Below are 293 nucleotides of genomic sequence, written 5' to 3'. Positions count from 1 at the left end.
TAGAAGCAGCTTTAAGCTCCAAGCTGATAGCTCCAAGCTAACAGTTACGCGCTCGAAATTGGGTCTGTAGCTCAGTTGGTTAGAGCGCACCCCTGATAAGGGTGAGGTCGGCAGTTCGAATCTGCCCAGACCCACCAATTTTGTTATGGGGCCATAGCTCAGCTGGGAGAGCGCCTGCCTTGCACGCAGGAGGTCAACGGTTCGATCCCGTTTGGCTCCACCATATAACTGCTTCTGAAAGTTTAGAAATGAGTATTCCGATGTGAATATTGATTTCTAGTCTTTTGATTAGA

The 293-nt window shown here is 48.5% G+C and carries 2 tRNA genes; both read left to right on the top strand.

Annotated elements, in window-relative coordinates:
* Window positions 1-60 precede the first annotated feature (60 nt).
* Window positions 61-137: transfer RNA gene (locus ACM6IT_RS28000), tRNA-Ile, on the top strand.
* Window positions 138-147: 10 nt separating this feature from the next.
* A tRNA-Ala gene (locus tag ACM6IT_RS27995) sits at window positions 148-223 on the top strand.
* The last annotated feature ends 70 nt before the right edge of the window (window positions 224-293 follow it).

It is taken from the genome of Pseudomonas sp. IT-P4 (genome assembly GCF_949767755.1).
GTDB classification, from domain to species: domain Bacteria; phylum Pseudomonadota; class Gammaproteobacteria; order Pseudomonadales; family Pseudomonadaceae; genus Aquipseudomonas; species Aquipseudomonas monachiensis.
This window is presented reverse-complemented; position numbering and strand designations above follow the sequence as displayed.